General features: G+C 72.3%; 15 protein-coding genes. 12 read left to right on the forward strand and 3 right to left on the reverse strand.

Annotation, left to right across the window (positions count from 1 at the left end):
* Window positions 1–45: 45 nt before the first annotated feature.
* The 6 genes from ACFQH9_RS19515 to ACFQH9_RS19540 all read left to right on the forward strand — a co-directional run bounded on the left by ACFQH9_RS19515 (window position 46) and on the right by ACFQH9_RS19540 (window position 5403).
* Window positions 46–714: a TetR/AcrR family transcriptional regulator gene (locus tag ACFQH9_RS19515; protein ID WP_379567594.1), complete on the forward strand. Its 669-nt coding sequence runs from the start codon at window positions 46–48 to the stop codon at window positions 712–714.
* Window positions 715–726: 12 nt separating this feature from the next.
* Window positions 727–1479 carry an alpha/beta fold hydrolase gene (locus tag ACFQH9_RS19520; protein ID WP_379567595.1) on the forward strand — a complete coding sequence of 251 codons (753 nt, stop codon included), beginning with the start codon at window positions 727–729 and terminating at the stop codon, window positions 1477–1479.
* A 135-nt stretch (window positions 1480–1614) separates the two neighbouring features.
* Entirely contained in the window at window positions 1615–1920 is a 306-nt protein-coding gene (locus ACFQH9_RS19525) for a biotin/lipoyl-containing protein (RefSeq protein WP_379567596.1), read from the forward strand.
* Window positions 1917–2708: a 2-oxo acid dehydrogenase subunit E2 gene (locus ACFQH9_RS19530; protein WP_379567597.1), complete on the forward strand. Its 792-nt coding sequence runs from the start codon at window positions 1917–1919 to the stop codon at window positions 2706–2708. Before ACFQH9_RS19525 ends, ACFQH9_RS19530 begins: the two co-directional genes overlap by 4 nt.
* Window positions 2705–4690: an alpha-ketoacid dehydrogenase subunit alpha/beta gene (locus ACFQH9_RS19535; protein WP_379567598.1), complete on the forward strand. Its 1986-nt coding sequence runs from the start codon at window positions 2705–2707 to the stop codon at window positions 4688–4690. Before ACFQH9_RS19530 ends, ACFQH9_RS19535 begins: the two co-directional genes overlap by 4 nt.
* An 86-nt stretch (window positions 4691–4776) precedes the next feature.
* Window positions 4777–5403: a TetR/AcrR family transcriptional regulator gene (locus ACFQH9_RS19540; RefSeq protein WP_379567599.1), complete on the forward strand. Its 627-nt coding sequence runs from the start codon at window positions 4777–4779 to the stop codon at window positions 5401–5403.
* Between the two features lie 112 nt (window positions 5404–5515).
* Here ACFQH9_RS19540 and ACFQH9_RS19545 read toward each other — a convergent pair whose 3' ends face one another.
* Entirely contained in the window at window positions 5516–6736 is a 1221-nt protein-coding gene (locus ACFQH9_RS19545) for an acyl-CoA dehydrogenase family protein (protein WP_379567600.1), read from the reverse strand.
* 38 nt (window positions 6737–6774) lie between these two features.
* Window positions 6775–7830, reverse strand: a complete 1056-nt coding sequence (locus ACFQH9_RS19550) for a phosphotransferase family protein (RefSeq protein ID WP_379567601.1) — start codon at window positions 7828–7830, stop codon at window positions 6775–6777.
* A 345-nt stretch (window positions 7831–8175) separates the two neighbouring features.
* Here ACFQH9_RS19550 and ACFQH9_RS19555 point away from each other — a divergent pair, with 345 nt between their 5' ends.
* From ACFQH9_RS19555 to ACFQH9_RS19580, 6 genes are all read left to right on the forward strand, one after another.
* Window positions 8176–9828: a PHA/PHB synthase family protein gene (locus tag ACFQH9_RS19555; protein WP_379567602.1), complete on the forward strand. Its 1653-nt coding sequence runs from the start codon at window positions 8176–8178 to the stop codon at window positions 9826–9828.
* Window positions 9828–11222: a dihydrolipoyl dehydrogenase gene (lpdA, locus tag ACFQH9_RS19560; RefSeq protein WP_379567603.1), complete on the forward strand. Its 1395-nt coding sequence runs from the start codon at window positions 9828–9830 to the stop codon at window positions 11220–11222. Before ACFQH9_RS19555 ends, lpdA begins: the two co-directional genes overlap by 1 nt.
* A 146-nt stretch (window positions 11223–11368) precedes the next feature.
* Window positions 11369–12877 carry an MFS transporter gene (locus tag ACFQH9_RS19565; protein WP_379567604.1) on the forward strand — a complete coding sequence of 503 codons (1509 nt, stop codon included), beginning with the start codon at window positions 11369–11371 and terminating at the stop codon, window positions 12875–12877.
* Between the two features lie 97 nt (window positions 12878–12974).
* Window positions 12975–13982, forward strand: coding sequence for a lipoyl synthase (lipA, locus tag ACFQH9_RS19570; RefSeq protein WP_379567605.1), 1008 nt, complete (start codon window positions 12975–12977; stop codon window positions 13980–13982).
* A gap of 57 nt (window positions 13983–14039) precedes the next feature.
* Window positions 14040–14684: a TetR/AcrR family transcriptional regulator gene (locus tag ACFQH9_RS19575; RefSeq protein ID WP_379567606.1), complete on the forward strand. Its 645-nt coding sequence runs from the start codon at window positions 14040–14042 to the stop codon at window positions 14682–14684.
* A gap of 164 nt (window positions 14685–14848) precedes the next feature.
* Window positions 14849–16357, forward strand: coding sequence for a DHA2 family efflux MFS transporter permease subunit (locus ACFQH9_RS19580; RefSeq protein ID WP_379567607.1), 1509 nt, complete (start codon window positions 14849–14851; stop codon window positions 16355–16357).
* Between the two features lie 705 nt (window positions 16358–17062).
* Here the strand turns inward: ACFQH9_RS19580 and ACFQH9_RS19585 are convergent.
* Window positions 17063–17959, reverse strand: a complete 897-nt coding sequence (locus ACFQH9_RS19585) for a LysR substrate-binding domain-containing protein (RefSeq protein ID WP_379567608.1) — start codon at window positions 17957–17959, stop codon at window positions 17063–17065.
* Window positions 17960–18079 lie beyond the last annotated feature (120 nt).

The raw sequence follows: 18079 nt of genomic DNA on the forward strand, positions 1-18079 counted from the left end.
AGTATCGCCGTGCGCAGTGCACCGGAGCTGCGGGAGGAGGCCAGGATGGCCGTCAAGCGCACCCCTTTCGACGGCGACCAGACACGGTTGGCACTGATCACGGCCGCTGAGGAGCTGTTCGCCGACGAGGGGGTCGAAGCCACGTCGATCCGGTCGATCAACAAGGCGGCCGGGGTCGCTCCCGCGGCGGTGCACTACCACTTCGGCTCGAAGGACGCCCTGCTCGATGCGGTGCTCGCCCGCCGGGGCGGAGTGATCCTGCCGCAGATCCTCACGCGGGCCGGTGAGCTCGTCGAGCGGCGTCGCAGGCCGACCGCCCACGAGATCGTGGACTGCGTCGCCGTGCCCTACCTCGAGCTCCTCGCCGACGACCCCGTCGGGGGTGGTCGGTGGCTGCGCATCATCGCCCAGCTCAGCCTCGCGCAGGACGTGCGGATGAGCCGGCAGGGTGACCCCGCGGCGCGGGTGCTCAAGGAGCTCTGCGAGAAGGCCTACCCGAAGGCCGACCCGGAGACGGTCCCGGCGCTGGTGGCGCTCGCGCTGAACACGCTGATCCAGATGATCGGGCGCACCCCCGGCGATGCGGACGCGGAGGCGGAGGCGGCCTACCGGACGCAGCTCGTCGACTTCGTCGCAGGCGGACTGGACGCGATCCTGCGCGCCGCGTCGCACCCGTCCACCGCCTCGTCGAGCCCCTCCGCCGAGAGCGCCTGAGGTGTGGGGGGCGTGCACCTGCGCACCTGGGGCGCGGCGGGGCCGACCCTCGTACTTGTGCACGGGTCGATCCTGGGCGGGCGGGCCACGTGGCGTGCCTTCCGCGGGCTTGCGGACAGGAACCGGCTGCTCGTGCCCACCCGGCGCGGGTACGCCCCGGGGCCGCCGCTGGAACCCGGCGCCGTCGAGGACCACGAGCGGGACGCCGCGGACCTCGTCGAGCTCCTGTCGGGGCCGCTCGTCGACGAGCCCGTCCACCTAGTCGGGCACTCGTTCGGCGCCGTCGTCGCGCTGCTCGCGGCGGCCGCCGCGCCGAGCCGGGTGGGGTCGCTGACCCTGCTCGAGCCCCCGCCGCTGCCGCCCGTGCACGAGCGGCCCGCCGTCCGCGAGTGGGTGGGCGGGCTCGAGGCGCTGCAGGGGCGCGCGGACCTGGCCGACGGTGCCTGGCTGCGGGCGTTCGCGCAGCTGGTGGGCGCCGAGATCGAGGTCGACGAGCCGCTGCCCCGCGAGACGGCCCGACACGTCGGGCTGGCCCGCTCCGCCCGTCCGGTCTGGCGGGCGGAGGTCGACTACCGGGCGGTCGCTGCGGCAGGGATGGTCGCGACCGTCGTCTCGGGCGGGCACGCGGAGGCGTTCGAGACCGGCTGCGACGACGTGGCGGAGCGGCTGGGTGCCGAGCGTCTCGTCGTTCCCGGCGCGGGACATAACGTGCCGTGGGCGCCCGGAGCGGCCGAGGCCGTGGAGAAACTCTCGCACGCTCGGTAGCGCCGCGCGTCCTCGGGCGGGGGGATTCGGGCCCGTCCGATCGATTGACCCGATCACTTGATTCAACTACTCTCTCGGAATCGCCGGGGTCGCTGACGGACCGCGGCCTTGCCGACTGCAGCGAAGGAGTCTCCGGTGAGCGAGCTCGTCGAGGTCAAGATCCCGTTCAGCGGGTCCGTCGAGAACGTCGAGATCAACGAGTGGCTGGTCGCCGAGGGCGACGTCATCGCGGAGGGCGACTCCCTCGCGGACGTCAGCACCGACAAGGTCGACACCGAGCTCGAGGCCGAGGCCGCGGGCCGGCTGGTGAAGATCTACGTCGCGGCCGGCACCGAGATCCCGGTGGGGACCACGGTCGCCCTGCTCGCGGACCCGGACGCGGACGCCGAGGTAATCGCCAAGGCGGTCGCCGAGCACGTTCCGTCGAGCCCGGACGCATGAGCGCGCCGGTGGCCGCCGAGCCCACCACGGACGTGGTGCCGGAGGGCTACGCCGACGTCCCGCACACCAGGGTTCGGCTCAAGGCGCGGCGGCGCGCGATCGCCCGCAACCTCGAGGCGGCCGCCCGTATCCCCAGCCTGACCGCGGACGTCCAGATGGACATGACGGCGCTGCTCGCCGCCCGGTCGGAGTGGAACGCCGGGCACCCCGAGGCGAAGCTGTCGGTGCTCGCGTTCCTCATGCGGGCGGCCGTCGCCGCCCTCCGGGTGCACCCGGACCTGAACGCCAGCTACACCGAGACCGCGATGCTGCAGTGGAGCACGGTCAACCTCGGGGTCGCCGTGGACTCGCCCGGCGGCCTGGTGGTCCCCGTGGTGCGGGCCGCCGAGCGGCTCGGCGTGGCCGAGCTGGGCGTGGCGGTCAAGGACCTCGCCGAGCGCGTGCGCGGTCGCGGGCTGACCGGGGAGGACCTCGTCGGCGGCACGTTCACCGTGTCCAACCCGGGCGCGGTCGGGCCGTCGCTGCGGGCCGAGGCCCTGCTCAACCCCCCGCAGGTGGGCCTGCTCGGGCTGCCCGGCCTGCGCCGGGTCCCGATCGTGGTGGGCGCGGGTGCCGAGGAGCGGGTGGAGATCCGTTCCGTGCTGTGCCCGTCGCTGACCTTCGACCACCGCGCGCTCGACGGCGGCGAGGCGATCCGCTACCTCACCACGCTGACCGCCGCGGTCGAGTCCTGGTCACTGTCCGACTACCTGGTTCCCGCACACCGTCCCGACGAGGAGACACCGTGACCGCGACCCTTCCCCCCGAGCTGTCCCAGACCTGGGCGGAGTCGGTCTTCCGGCAGATGGCACTGGCCCGCGCGGTCGACGTGACGATGACCGACCACCTGAAGAAGCACCGGTTCGACGGCTGGTACCACCCCGGCATGGGCCAGGAGGCCGCCCCGATCGGGGCGTGCGCCGCCCTGCGGACCGACGACTACCTCTTCTACCAGGGCCGCGGCACCGCCTGGGCGATCGGCAAGGGCATGGGCCTCGGCCCGATCTTCGGCGACCTGTTCGGGCGCACCACCGGGGCCACCCGCGGCAAGGGTGGCGGTGTGCCGCACTGGGCCGACCCCGAGATCGGGCTGATGGGTGAGGGCGCCACGCTGGGCAGCGTCTTCCCGCTCGCCGGCGGCGCCGCCCTCGCCGAGTGGATCAAGGGCAGCGACCGGGTCGCGCTCGCGGACTTCGGGGACGGCGCCGCGGCTCGCGGCACCTTCCACGAGACCCTGCTCGAGGCCGCCACATGGAAGCTGCCGCTGGTCCTGTTCTGCGAGAACAACCTGATCTCGGTGAACGAGCCCTTCGCGGCGCACAGCCCCACCGAGACGGTGGCCGAGCGGGCCGCCGCCTACGGGATTCCGGGCGTGCGCGTCGACGGCCAGGACGCCGTCGCGGTGTACGAGGCCGTGACCGAGGCCGTGGGGCGGGCCCGCCGCGGCGAGGGGCCCACGCTCATCGAGGCCCGGGTGTACCGGGTGCAGACCCACGCTCACGGCGTCCCGGACCCCACGAGCGACCTACACCTGCAGGGCTACCGCGACCCGCTCGACGTCCTGCGGGCCACCATCGGCGACGAGGCGGCGGACCGGCTCACCGCCGAGGCCGACGCCGAGGTCGCGAAGGCCTACGAGCAGTCGCTCACCGAGCCGAAGGCCGGGCCCGAGGTGCTGGGCCGGGACGTGTTCATCCCGAGCGAGCAGCCCGCCGAGCCGGAGCTGGAGGGCCGCGAGCTCGTCCGCACCCGCTACGCCCAGGCGACCGGGCTGGCGATCGAGGAGGAGATGCGCCGCGACCCGACGGTCTTCGTCTTCGGCCAGGGTGTCGCGGACGGCGGCTGGTTCGGCGGCGAGCGCGGGCTGGCGGCCGAGTTCGGTGCGCGGCGCGTGCTCAACACCGGTATCACCGAGGCGTTCATGTGCGGGGCGGCGCTCGGTGCGTCGCTGGCTGGGCTCAAGCCGATCCTGCAGCTCGGGTTCGGCGGGTTCACCCTCATCGGCGGCGACGAGGTCTACCACAAGCTCGCCAAGTGGAACGAGATGCACGGCGGCGTCTTCCCGGCGCTCCCCAGCGTGATCATCGCGCCGATCGGCCCGAACGCGGGCTCCGGTCCCGAGCACGGCACCAACATCGAGGTGCTGGGCATGCACTTCCCGGGGCTGAAGGTCGTCGTGCCGGGCACGGCGGCGGACGCGAAGGGCCTGCTCAAGGCCGCTGTGCGGGACCCCAACCCGGTGCTCTACCACCAGGTCTTCCCGCTGCAGTTCGACCGGGCGATGGTCCCGGCCGACGCCGACTACGTGGTTCCGATCGGCAAGGCGAAGCTCGCCCGCGAGGGCTCCTCGGTCACCCTGGTGACCTACGGCTACATGCTCAAGCGGTCGCTGAAGGTGGCCGAGGAGCTGGCCGCTGAGGGGATCGAGGTCGAGGTCGTCGACCTGCGTTCGCTGGTTCCGCTGGACTGGGACACCGTCTACGCGTCGGTGGCGAAGACCGGCTCGGCGCTCGTCGTGCACGACGCTGCGCTCACCGCGGGGCCGGGCGCCGAGATCGTGGCGCGCATCGCCGAGGCCTCGTCGACCGGTGTGCTGCCGACCGGGATCCGGGTGCGCAGGCTGGGTGCGCTGGACGCCGTCGCGCCGCAGCTGATCGCGCTCGAGGAGGCCATGCTGCCCTCCCCAGAGGCGATCACCGAGGCCCTGCGGGACCTCGGTCGCCCGCGGTAACCCACGAACCACGGGGACGTCGGCCTGCGACGAGCGCGGTCGGCGTCCCCGTCGTCATCTCGCCCCCGGGCGGGAGGGAGTCTTCGATGGCACGCTCGCGCACCGTCCACGACGGGGAGCGCACCCGCGACGCGTTGATCGACGCCGCGGCGGAGCTGTTCGCCGAGCACGGCGTGGACGCCGTCAGCGTGCGCTCGATCAACAAGGCCGCCGGCGTGGCACCGGCCGCCGTGCACTACCACTTCGGGTCCCGCGACGGCCTGCTGCAGGCCGTCCTGGTCCGCGACGGCGACGCAGTCCTGCGCCGCGTCGCCGAGCTCGCCCGGGTGCTGGCGGCCAGGCCGACGGTCCCGACGGCGCGCGAGCTGGTGCTCTGCGTCGCGCGTCCCTACCTCGAGCTGCTGCAGCGCGAGCCGGTCCGCGGACGGCACTGGCTGCGTGTGGTCGCCCAGCTCACCCTCAGTGACGACGAGCGGCTCGAACGCACGGCGAGCGAGGCGTCGGCGCTGCTGCTGGCCCAGGTCCGCCGGCGCTTCGGCGACGGGTCGGACCCCGTCCTGCGCTGGGCGCTCGCGGTCACGACGCTCGTGCAGATGCTGGGCGGCCCGCTCGCCCACGACGACGACCAGGTCGAGGCCCTGCTGAACTTCGTCTGCGGGGGGCTGGAGGCGGCGGACCGCAGGCGCGGCCGGGTGGCCGTCGTCGGCGACTGACCGCGGGGCGCCTGACCGCGGGGCAACGGGGCCTCGGCCAGGTGGCGAGCCCATCGCCGGGGTGCAGTGTAGCGACGCGGCGGCCGGGGGGCGGACCGCCGCGTCGGCGGGATCACACCTGCTGGTAGCGCCGCAGCTCGCGGCGGGCCAGCACGGTGCGGTGGACCTCCTCGGGGCCGTCGGCGAACCGCAGGCCGCGGGCCTGGGTCCACAGCATCGCGAGCGGGTGGTCGGCGGTGAGACCGCCCGCCCCGTGCACGTGGAGCGCCTTGTCGATCACCCACTGGGCGGTCTCCGGCGCGGCGATCTTGATGGCCGAGATCTCCGACGCCGCCGCCTTCGCGCCCACGGTGTCGATCAGCCACGCGCAGCGCAACACCTGCAGGCGCAGCTGCTCGAGCTTGATCCGGGAGTCCGCGATGATCTCGCGGACCACGCCCTGCTCGGCGAGCGGCCTGCCGAAGGCGACGCGCTCGGTGACCCGCGCGCAGAGCAGGTCGAAGGCCCGCTCCGCCATGCCGATCAGCCGCATGCAGTGGTGGATGCGGCCAGGCCCGAGCCGGGCCTGCGCCAGGGCGAAGCCCTTCCCGGGCTCGCCGAGGACGGCCTCGGGGCCCACCTCGACGCCGTCGAACCGCACCTCGGCGTGGCCGCCGTGGGTCTCGTCCCAGTAGCCGAAGGCCGACAGCCCGCGCGCCAAGGTCACCCCCGGGGTGTCCCGGGGGATCAGCAGGATCGTGTGCCGCTCGTGGCGGGGCGCGTCCGGGTGGCTGCGACCCATCACCAGTAGGACCCGGCAGTCGCTGCTCAGCGCGCCGGTGGACCACCACTTGCGGCCGTCGACGCGGAACCCGCCGTTCGGCAGCGGCGTCATCTCCAGCGCGATGTTCGAGGCGTCGGAGGAGGCCACGTCCGGCTCGGTCATGCAGAAGGCCGAACGGATCTCGGCGGTGAGCAGCGGCTCCAGCCACCGCTCGCGCTGCTCCGGGGTCGCGAACATGTGCAGCAGCTCGATGTTCCCGGTGTCCGGCGCCGCGCAGTTCAGCGCCTCGGGGGCCACGTGCGGGCTGCGGCCGGTGATCTCCGCGAGCGGCGCGTACTGCAGGTTCGTGAGGCCGGCGCCGTGCTCGGCGTCGGGCAGGAAGAGGTTCCACAGCCCCAGCGAGCGGGCCGTGGCCTGCAGCTCGGCCATCACCGGCGGGCGTTCCCAGCTGAACGGCTGCGTGGGGTCGGTCCGCTCGAAGGCCTGCTCGGCGGGGTAGACGTGCTCCTCCATGAACGCGAGGAGCGTCTTCTTCAGTTCCTCGGTGCGGGGATCGGCCGAGAAGTCCATGGTCGTGTCTCCGGTGGGTCGGGTTCCGAAAGGGACGGTCAGCGGCCGAGCGCCGCCACGCCGCGCCGGGCGAGCTCGGGAACCATGGCGCCGAAACGGTCGAAGCCCTCCCCGACGGTCAGGCCGCTCACGTGCCGGTAGTGGATGCCCTCGCAGATCGCGGCGAACTTGAAGTAGGCGAAGCCCGCGTACCAGCCCCCGTCGTCGAGCGTGGCGCCGGTGCGCCGGGCGTAGCGCTCCAGCAGGCCCGGCGTCGTCGGGAAGCCGTGCTCGGTCGGCGTGGCCGCGAACGGGTTGTCCAACCCCGCCCACCCCTCCCAGTACAGGGCGAACAGCGCGAGGTCGGCGAGCGGGTCGCCCATGGTGGCCATCTCCCAGTCGAGGACTGCCAGTACGCGGGCCGGGTCGGTGTGGTCGAGGATGGCGTTGTCGAGCCGGAAGTCCCCGTGCACGATCGCGCCGCCGCGCGAGGGCGGCACGCTCTGCGCGAGGCGCTCGGCTAGCCGGTCGAGGTCGTGCAGCTCCCGGGACCGGGAGGCGGCCAGCTGGGTGCGCCAGCGGCGGACCTGGCGCTCCAGGTAGCCGTCCGGGCGGCCGAGGTCGGCGAGCCCGACCGCCGCGGGGTCGACGGTGTGCAGGTCGGCGAGGGCGTCGACGAAGGCCTCGGCGAGGCGGGCCCGGTCCCCGGGTGCAACGCCGTCGAGGTCGGCGCCGTCGCGCAGTACGGTCCCCTCGACCTTGTCCATGATGTAGCAGGGCGCGCCGAGCAGCTCGCCGGCCTCGTCCAGCAGCACCGTGCGGGGGACGGGCACGGGGGTGGTGGCCAGCGCGGCCATCACGCGGTACTCCCGCCCCATGTCGTGGGCCGTGGCGAGCACGTGGCCCAACGGCGGCCTGCGCAGCACCCAGCTCCGGTGCCCGTCGGTCACCGTGTAGGTGAGGTTGGAGCGCCCACCGGACAGCAGCGACGCCCGCAGCTCGCGCGGCCGCTCGCCGTGCTCCTCGAGCAGCGAACGCAGGGCGGCGAGGGCCTCGGGCCCCGGGGCGGCGCCGGTCGCCGTGGGGGCGGACGCGGGGGAGGGCGTCGGGGGCATGGCGGCTCCTTTGCTCGCAGCTCGTCGAGGGTGCCCACCGTACGGAGAGTTGGAGCACCTGACCAGAACAAACGATTGAATCAGTTGTTCAAATCACTCTTGGCGGGAGTGCCCCTCCAGCTCTACCGTCGAGGGGCGCCGAGGTGGGAACGCCCCCTCGAGCATGCAAGTGCCGGCGTCGTCGCACGTGGACGGCGGCTTCCGGAGACCCGTCCGCTCGCCACAACGGAGTGTGCCCCTATGCGAGACCTCGGTCGACCCGACGCCCGCACCGGCAGGAGCAGCCTCGACGGGGCGGTCCCCGCGCCCCGGCTCACGAGTCCCCCGGACCAGTCCGTCGCCGCGGTGAGCGGCACCGACCCGGTACCGATCCCCGCCGCCGTCGACCTCGTCCGCGGAGCCGCCCGGACCCTGCTGCAGGGCCGGTCCACGGTCCGCGAGGCGGTGCGGCTCGCCAAGGCGGGCGTCGAGCTGGTCCGCGGTCCGGTGACCGTCCGGCCGGACCCGCGCGACCGGCGGTTCGCCGACCCGGCGTGGGCGCTGAGCCCGATCTACTCCCGGGTGGCATCGCTCTACCTGCAGACCTGCCGCTCGCTCGACCTGCTGCTCGAGGACCTGGAGGCGGCCCGCGGCACCGACGAGAGCGCGCGGTTCGTGGTGCAGGCGGCGGAGGCGCTGCTGGCGCCGACGAACCAGCTGTGGGGCAACCCCGCGGCGCTCAAGCACGCCTTCGACACCGCGGGTGCCAGTCTGGTGCGCGGAGCGCGCAACGCGCTGGACGACCTGCAGCACAACGGCGGCATGCCGTCCACGGTGGACCGCACGGCCCTGGCGGTCGGCCGGGACATGGCGGTGACCCCGGGCTGGGTGGTCCGCCGCGACGAGATGGCCGAGCTGATCGCTTACACGCCGACCACCGCCGAGGTCCGCGAGCGTCCGCTGCTCGTGGTCCCGCCACCGATCGGCCGCTACTACTTCCTCGACCTGCGGCCGGGGCGCAGTTTCGTCGAGTACGCCGTTCTCCAGGGGGTCTCCACCCACCTGCTGTCCTGGCGCAACCCGCAGAAGCACCAGAGCGGGTGGGGCATCGACGACTACGCCGCCCAGATCCTTACGGCGGTGGACGCCGTCCGCCAGGCCACCGGGAGCCCGGACGTCAACGTCGTCGGGTTCTGCGCGGGTGGGCTGCTGACCGCCACGGTGCTCAACCACCTGGCCGCCCTCGGCGACGAGCGGATCCACTCGGCCACCCTCGCGGTCACGCTGCTGGACTTCGACGCGCCCGCCCCGATCGAGGCGTTCTCCGCGCCCCGGCTCCTGGCGCTGGCGCGCAGCCGGTCCGACCGCGCCGGGGTCATCGACGCCCGCAGCATGGCCGCCGTGTTCGCCTGGATGCGACCGAACGACCTGATCTTCAACTACGTCGTCGCGAACTGGCTGCGCGGCGAGCGTCCGCCGGTCTTCGACATCCTCGCCTGGAACGCCGACGGCACGAACCTGCCCGCCGCCCTGCACCGCACCTTCCTCGACTGCTTCGAGGACAACCTGATGTGCGAGCCGGGCGCGCTCACGGTCCTGGGCACGCCGGTGGACCTGTCCCGGATCACGGTGCCCACCTACGTCACCGGCGCGATCAACGACCACCTGACGCCGTGGCGGGGCACCTACCGGACCACGCAGCTGCTGTCGGGGCCCTCGACCTACGTGCTCAGCAACGCCGGGCACATCCAGGCCCTGGTCAACCCGCCCGGCAACCCCAAGGCCACCTACACGACCGACGGCGCCACGGACTCGGACCCGGACGTCTGGGCGAAGGCCGCGCACACCCGCCGGGGCAGCTGGTGGGAGCACTGGGCGCGGTGGCTGCTCGAGCGCTCGGGCGCCGAGGTCCCCGCCCTCGACCCCCGGCTCCGGCCGGGCTTCGCCCCGCTCGACCCTGCCCCGGGGCGTTACGTCCACGACCGCGGCCCCGCCGCCGCACCAGGAGGGAAGCACTGATGCCCGACACCGACACCCCCGAGACCGAGTTCGACGTCGTCGTCGTGGGCGGGGGGAGCGGCGGCTACGCCTGCGCCCTGCGCGCGGCGGGCCTCGGCCTGTCGGTCGCGCTCGTGGAGCGCGACAAGGTCGGCGGCACCTGCCTGCATCGCGGCTGCATCCCGACCAAGGCCCTGCTGCAGGCCGCCGAGGTCGCCGACCGCACCCGGGAGTCCGAGACCTTCGGGGTCCGCGCGACCCTGGAGGGCATCGACCCGGCGGGGCTCGCGAGCTACCGGGACCGGGTGGTGGACAAGCTGTACCGCGGCCTGGAGGGGCTCGTCGACAGCCGGGGGATCACCGTCCTGCGCGGCACCGGGCGGCTGGTGTCGCCGGTGGCGGTCGACGTCGAGGGGCGGACCGTCGTCGCCCGGCGCGGGCTCGTGCTGGCCACCGGGTCGCGGCCGCGGTCGGTCCCCGGCATCGAGCCCGACGGCGTGCGCGTGCTGACCAGCGACCACGCCCTGACCCTGGACCGGGTGCCGCGCTCCGCGGTGGTGCTGGGCGGCGGGGTGATCGGCACCGAGTTCGCCAGCGCGTGGCGCTCGTTCGGCGTCGAGGTCACCATCGTCGAGGCCGCCTCGCACCTGCTGCCGACCGAGCAGGTGTCCAGCTCGAAGGCCCTCGAGCGGGCGTTCCGGCGGCGGAAGATCGCGCAGAAACTGCGGAGCACGGTCACCGAGGTGAAGGCGACCGAGGAGGGCGTCGAGGTGACCCTCGGCTCCGGCGCCACGCTGGAGGCAGAGGTCCTGCTCGTCGCGGTGGGCCGGGAGCCGGCGACCGACGGGCTGGACCTGGCGGCCGCGGGCCTGGACACCGACCGCGGCTTCGTCCCGGTCGACGAGCACTGCCGGACCAAGGTCGACGGGATCTTCGCCGTCGGCGACGTCCGCCCAGGGCTGCAGCTCGCCCACGTCGGGTTCGCGGAGGGGATCATGGTCGCCGAGCTCGTCGCGGGGCTCGACCCCGAGCCCGTCGACCACGTCGGGGTGCCGCGGGTGACCTACTCCGACCCGCAGGTCGCCTCCGTGGGGCTCACCGCGGCGCAGGCCGCCGAGCGCGGCCTGGAGACCGTCGAGGTGAGCTACGACCTCGCCGGCAACGGCCGCACCCAGATCCTCGCGGGGAGCGGCTCGGTGACCCTGGTGGCCGAGCCCGACGGCCGGCGCGTCCTGGGGATGCACCTGGTGGGCCCGAACGTCGGCGAGCTCATCGCCGAGGGACAGCTGATCACCAACCTCGGGCTGCCGGCCGCGCAGGTCGCGCGCCTGGTGCACCCGCACCCGACCGTAGCCGAGGCCGTCGGCGAGGCGCATCTCGCCCTCGTCGGCAAGCCTCTGCACGCCCACGGCTGAACCGAGCGGCAGAGCGACGAGAACAGTCGACCGAAACGGTTGACCCGATCAACTGATCGAATCTATAGTTCGTCCACGCCGCCTGCTGTGACGCCCACTACGTCCCGGCCGGCCACCTCGGATCGTTGCGCAGAGAGGCCACGACCATGTCCGAGCAGTCACCGTCGACCACGGGCCGAGCTCCCGACGCGGGAGAGCCCGCCGTCGGGGGAGGCACCGTCACGGCGAACGCGGTGCCGGAGCGCCCGCTCGCCTACTGGATCGGCGTCCTCCTCGTCCTCGTCCTGTTGTCGGAGGAGGTGGCGTACGCGTTCAACCTCGTGACGCCCGCCCTCCCGGGCATGGCCGAGGCGTTCCAGACCACCCAGATCGGCTGGGTGTCGACCGCGTTCTCGCTCGCCGGCGCGATCACCGCGCCGCTGGTGGGCAAGCTGGCCGACATGTACGGCAAGAAGCGCTGGCTGTTGATCGCCGCCGGGACCATGGTCGTCGGGTCCGCGATCGTCGCGCTCGCGCCGTCCTTCGCGTTCGTGGTCGTCGGTCGCACCATCGAGGGCGTCGGCCTGGCCATCGTCCCGATCACCTACTCGCTGATGCGGGACATCTTCCCCAAGCGGATGCTCGCGATGGCGGTCAGCATCTCCGTCGCCGGCATCGGCCTGACCGGGATCGTCGGTCCGATCATCGCCGGCGTCCTGATCGACAACTTCGGCTACCGGGGCGTGTTCTGGGCGCTCGCGCTGTTCCCGCTGGCCATCGGGATCCTCGTGTTCCTGGTGGTCCCGGAGAGCCCGGTGCGGGTGCGCTCGCGCATCGACTGGGCCGGGGCGGGCCTGCTGGGCCTCGCGCTCGCGGTGCTGCTGCTGGGGGTGGGCGAGGGCGCCACGTGGGGCTGGACGGACTGGAAGACCCTGGGCTGCTTCGTCGTCGCCGTCCTGGTCTTCATGGCCTGGGTCGGCTACGAGCGCAGGCCGGAGTTCCCGCTGGTGGACCTGACCCTGGTCCGCAGCCGCGCGGTGGTCACCACCATGCTCGCGAGCTTCACCTCGCAGGGTGTCATCGCGCTGCAGTTCGTGCTGCTGTCGTTCGTGGTTCAGGTCCCGCGCGAACTGGGGGGCACCTACGGGTTCGGCGAGTCCGCCTCGGCGATGGCCGCCTACACCAGCCCTGCGGGTGTCATCTCCATGGCGATGGGCTTCGTCGTCGGCTGGCTGGCCGAGCGGCGCGGCGCCCGGCTCCCGCTCTGGGTCGGCTTCGCCCTTGCCGCGGCCGGGTCGCTCGTGCTGGCATTCGCCCACGACACGCCTACGCAGGTCGTGATCGGGTATTTCGTCTACGCCGTCGGTGGCGGCTTGATCAGCGCGGCGGTGCCGAACCTGGTCATCGCGGCCGTGCCCGTCGAGCAGCAGGCGGTCTCGGCGAGCACGATCAACGTCGTCGGCAGCCTGGGGTCCACCATCGCGGTGCAGGTGGGCTTCGCCATCCTGCTGACGACCGTCGTCACGGTCGTGCAGGGCACGCCGATCTATGGCGGCGCGGGCATCACGGCGGTCTACGTGCTCGCCGCGGTGCTGTCGGTCGTGGGTCTGGTGGCCGGTCTGCTCATGCGTCACGGCCGCCGTCCGCAGTCCGCCGAGGCCGTCTCGACAGTCTGAGCGGCTCCGCCCACCGGGCAGTCCCCACAGAGCAGTCCCACCGGGGCCGGCCGACGACCGTCGGTCGGCCCCGCCGTCCCGAGAGGTACGCACCACCGTGACCATCGCTCCCGAGGGCCGCAAGCTGCTCCGCCTGGAGGTTCGCAACGCCGAGACCCCGATCGAGGACAAGCCGGCGTGGATCCGGACCAGGGCTCGCCGGGGTCCGCACTACAGGGAGCTCACCACCCTGGTTCGCTCCGGTGGCCTGCACACCGTGTGCGAGGAGGCCGGCTGCCCCAACATCTACGAGTGCTGGGAGGACCGCGAGGCCACCTTCCTCATCGGGGGCGAGCAGTGCACCCGGCGCTGCGACTTCTGCCAGATCGACACCGGCAAGCCCGCCGAGCTCGACCGCGACGAGCCCCGCCGGGTCGCCGAGTCCGTGCAGCAGATGGGCCTGCGCTACTCCACCGTCACCGGCGTCGCCCGGGACGACCTGCCCGACGGCGGCGCCTGGCTCTACGCCGAGACCGTCCGGCAGATCCACGCGATGAACCCGGGCACCGGCGTCGAGCTGCTCATCCCCGACTTCAACGCCCGCCCCGAGCAGCTCGCCGAGGTGTTCGCCTCCCGCCCCGAGGTGCTCGCACACAACCTCGAGACCGTGCCCCGGATCTTCAAGCGGATCCGCCCGGCCTTCCGCTACTCGCGGTCCCTCGAGGTCCTCACCGCCGCGCGCGAGGACGGCCTGGTCACCAAGTCCAACCTCATCCTCGGCATGGGCGAGACCCCCGACGAGGTCACCGCCGCACTGCAGGACCTGCACGACGCCGGCTGCGAGATCATCACGATCACCCAGTACCTGCGCCCCTCCAAGCGCCACCACCCCGTCGAGCGCTGGGTCAAGCCCGAGGAGTTCGTCGCGCACGCCGAGACCGCCGAGCAGATCGGCTTCGCCGGCGTCATGGCCGGCCCGCTGGTGCGCTCGTCGTACCGGGCCGGGCGGCTCTACGCCCAGACCGTCGCGCACCGCGGCGAGGAGCTCTCCCCCGGGCTCGCGCACCTCGCCGCCGAGGCCCCGGCCGCGCAGGAGGCGCGCTCCCTGCTCGACCGGCGTATGTGAGGTACAGCATCGTCCTGTCAGCTTCTGCCATCTGGCAGAGGCTGACAGAATGGGGTGGTGCCGCACTCGACGCCCGGACTCCGCGAGCTCAAGCGCCGACGCACGCATGAACTCCTGATCGACACCGCTGTGCGCCTGTTCCTCGAGAACGGCTACGCCCAGACCACGGTCGAGCAGATCGCTGCTGAGGCGGAGGTGTCCGCCCGCACGTTCTTCCGGTACTTCGCGTCCAAGGACGACGTCGCGATGGCGCCGCTGGACGAGGTCGACGCCCACTTCCTGCGGATGGTCGAGGCGCGTCCGGAGGAGGAGACGATCCTGGAGGCCTTCTCGGCGGCGATCGACGCCAGTTGGGGCACCGACTGGTCCGTCCCCGCCCTTGCCCGACGACTCCGCCTCGCTCGCCTTGTTCAGGACGAGCCCGCCCTCTACGCAGTGAACCTGCGGCGCGGAGCGGACCACGAGGACCGGTTGGTCGTTGCCGTCGCCCGTCGGTTGGGAGACGGTTCCGATCACGTCCTGCGTGCTCGTCTCGCGGTCGCCGCCCTCGCCGCTGCTTCTCGAGTGGCGTTGCAGGAGTGGTTGCGCCGCAACGACTCGCCCGACGCCGACGATGTCAGATCCGCTGTCGCCCTCTTCCAGCGCTGCCTGTACGAGATGGTCGGCGCCCTCGCTCCGGTGAACGGTCGCGCGGCGCGCTGACTCTCCGGTCATCTCACCTTCACCCTCGAGACGGAAGGAAGTCCGTGTCCTCATCCCCGCCATCGAGCTCCTGCGCAGCGCTGAACGGCGACGGCCAGGATGATCGCGCTGATGACCCGGTGCGGTCAGAAGCAGCGCGGTCGGTCAATCCCTGGCTTGCGCTCGTGACGATCGCGATCGGGGTATTCCTGGTCGCGCTCGACGGCACGATCACAGCGGTGGCCAATCCGGTGCTGGGCGCCCAGCTCGGCGCGTCGCTGGGCGGGCTGCAATGGGTCACCAACATCTATTTGCTGGCGCTGGCGTCCACCCTGGTCCTCGCGGGGAGGCTGGGGGACAGGTGGGGCCGGCGCCGGGTCTTCCTGATCGGGGTGACGGGCTTCGCGATCGCGTCGGCGGTCGTCGGACTGGCGGTGTCGGTCGAGATGGCCGTCGTCGGACGAGGGTTACAGGGTCTGTTCGGCTCACTCATCATCACGAACGCCATCTCGCTGCTGCGGCTCTCGTTCCCGCCGGAACGGTTGCCGATCGCCCTGTCCACCTTCGCTGCCGTGATCGGCGCCTCGTCGGCAGCGGGCCCGATCATCGGGGGCGTGCTCGTGGAGCAGCTCAGCTGGCGTTGGGCCTTCCTGATCAATGCGCCGATCGCCGTAGTGGGCGTCGTTGCCGGCCTGCGGCTGCTCCGCCGGGGCGAGGCAGCCCCAGGTGGTCGCTTCGATGTACCCGGCGTCGCGCTGCTGATGGCCACCATGCTGGCCTTGGTATTCGGCTTGATCACCGCGCCAGAAACGAGCTGGACCGCCCCGGTCGTGGTGGCCTGCCTCGCCCTGGCCTTGGTGCTCGGGGTGGCCTTCGTGTTGGTCGAGCGCAGGGCGAAGAACCCGCTCCTACCGCTGAGCCTGTTCGCCGACAGGTCGGTCAGCGCGGCTGCGGGGCTCACGGTGCTCACCTTCTTCTCGCTGGTCGGGTCTCTGTTCTTCGTGCTGCTGTTCCTGCAGCAGGTGAACGGGGACTCGCCAATCGAGGCCGGGCTGCACGTGCTCCCGCTGAGCATCGCGAACGTGGTCGCGTCGTCACTGGCCGGTCGGATCGTCCTGCGATTCGGGGTCCGGATGCCGCTCGTCTCCGGAATGGCACTTGCCGCGCTCGGCTTCCTGCTGTTCGGCTTCGTCGAGATCCAAGGGCCCTTCCTCCAGCTCGCAGCACCCTTCGCCGTGCTCGGGCTGGGGCTCGGTCTGGTCATGACCTGCGGCATGCAGGCAATTCTCATGAACACTCCCGAGGTGCACACGGGTGCAGCCTCGGGCGTTCACCAGACCGCGAACCAGATCGGGGGAGTACTCGGCACATCCGTGCTCGGCGCCGTGATGGCCGGAGCCGTGGCAGGTCAGTTCCCGGACCGACTGCGCGTCAGCGGGGTGCCCGAGAGCCTCATCTCAGAACTTGCCGGGGAGTCGTCCAGGGCCGTCGCACAGGGAGTCCCTCCGACGATTACCGGCGTGGGCGCCGAGATCACATCGGCCATCAGCATCGCCACCGATGAGGCGTTCCTCTCGGGTATGCACACAACCATGTTCTTCGGGGCAGCCTTCGCCTTGGTCGGGATGGTGATCGCACTGTTCGTGCAACAAGGCCGCCCCCTTCCCGACACCGATACCGTGATCGTCCACTAGCGACCAGACAGGGGCTCTGCGCACAAAATTGCAAACGTCAGCCGGCTGACTTGCGCATTTCCCGCAGTGCGGTGCCGAAGGGGCGGAAAGGGTTGCCGGGTGTGGGACCGCGGGACGCAGCTGAGGCGTGGCGTCCCGAGCTACTGGGCGTCGCTCCTCCTCCTTGCCGGCAGTTATACGGACCGGGGGGTGCGCCACGGCAAAGGCCACCCCTGCTGCTGCGACGATCTCGGCTCCGGTTCGTCCTCGCAGGCCAGAACCGACACGGCCCGGCGGGGGCGCAAATAGTCAGGAGCGTCAGGCTCGACGACCTCGGCGTAGGGCATCTCATGACACCAGTCATGACACGAAATCTCGTTCAAGGGTGCTGCCGAGGGGGCTGGAGGGGGAGTTCGCGCCAGCATTGTCGCTGGTAGGAGGCCTGAGAGGGGAGTGCCGCGCGCTTTACACCCGAGCGGTCGCAGGTTCGATCCCTGCCGCGCCCACCCAGCTCAACACGGCATTGCTGCTCAGTTCTGTCACGACACGCCGGTCTCATGACACCAGTTGTGACACCACCTCCTTCAGTCGCGCTCCAGGGTGCGGTGTTGGCGAGGTGAAGCTGTGCCACGACACGCCATCGAACGCAGCGTGTCGGCGCGCAGGGCGCGGGGCCTCGGGCCCGCGAGAGGCCGGGGTTCTCTTGGGCCGACTCGGAGCGATCGGTCAGGGTTGGAGCACGGCGCTCAGCGCGTGGAGCGCCGCATCGAGCAGACGGGGGTCCGAGCCTGATCGCACCCGCAGGTGCAGCCGTTCCGACGGGACCGGCGGGAGGTCGGTGCAAGGCTCGAGGCCTTCCGGAGCAGCGACATCGGCGATGAGGGCGACGCCCAGCCCCCCGCGGGCGGCGTTGAGCACGCCGGCCAGATACGCTGCCTCGCCGACAACCGTGGCGCTGAGGCCGTTGTCCGCCAACGTCTGCAACGCGCGCCGCCGGATCGTGCACGGGCTGTCGATCACGACCAGGGGGATCGGCCCGTCGGTCGGGCGGCGCCATCCCGGGGCGGCGTACCAGGTCAGCGGCAGGGCGCCGGCCGAGACGCTCTCGCCGTCGACGACGTCGCCGATGTACATCGCGAGGTCGAGCGTGCCGCGGTCGATGGCGTCGTTGAGGCGGCTGGACCGGTCGAGCCGGAACCGGACGGCGGTGCCTGGGAAGACCTCCTGAAGCGCGTCCATGACGCGGGGCAGCAGTTCGTCGGCGGCGTGATCGGTAGAGCCGAGGACCAGGGAGTCGCGGGGATCGCCGACGCCGAGCCGGCCGAGCGCCGCGTCGTGTGCGGCGAGGATCCGCCGGGCCTCCCCGAGCAGAGCCTCGCCCTCGGGGGTGAACCGGCTGAGCCGGCCCTCGCGCTGGACCAGTGGGCGACCGATGGTCTTCTCCAGCCGCCGGACGTGCTGGCTCACCGCCGACTGGGACAGCATCAGAGTCTCGGCCGCGCGGTGGAAGCCGCCACAGTCGGCCACCGCCACGACACTGCGCAGCGCGACGATGTCCAGGACAGCGGCCATGTCCGACAAGCTAACACCACCGATCGCATTCGCTGATCGATTGTGATGCACATTCGTCGTTGGACAAGGGGCCGCGGCTCGGCTTGGCTCGGTGCGTGGCCAGCACGACGACTTCGCACCGGACGGGCGCTCTGCCCTCCGTGCCGACCGTCGTCCGTCGTGCGGCTCGGC

This window comes from Pseudonocardia lutea (assembly GCF_042658055.1).
Classification (GTDB): domain Bacteria; phylum Actinomycetota; class Actinomycetes; order Mycobacteriales; family Pseudonocardiaceae; genus Pseudonocardia; species Pseudonocardia lutea.